The 257-nt window shown below is 52.9% G+C and carries 1 pseudogene; it reads right to left on the bottom strand.

The window, feature by feature from the left end:
* Positions 1–257, bottom strand: a pseudogene (gene malE / locus V5P19_RS23945) (maltose/maltodextrin ABC transporter substrate-binding protein MalE); the annotation flags it as partial.

The following is a 257-nucleotide window of genomic DNA, read 5'->3' as shown; positions in this document are numbered from 1 at the left end:
GCGTTGATCACCGCAGTACGCACGGCATACCAGAAAGCGGACATCTGCGGGATGTTCGGCATGATTTCACCTTTCTGGGCGTTTTCCATGGTGGCGGCAATACGTGGATCTTTCGCCAACTCTTCCTCGTAAGACTTCAGCGCTACGGCACCCAGCGGTTTGTCTTTATTAACCGCTTCCAGACCTTCGTCAGTCAGCAGATAGTTTTCGAGGAACTCTTTCGCCAGCTCTTTGTTCGGACTGGCGGCGTTAATACC

The sequence above is a fragment of the Enterobacter sp. UNJFSC 003 genome, assembly GCF_036903355.1.
Taxonomy (GTDB): domain Bacteria; phylum Pseudomonadota; class Gammaproteobacteria; order Enterobacterales; family Enterobacteriaceae; genus Enterobacter.
This window is presented reverse-complemented; position numbering and strand designations above follow the sequence as displayed.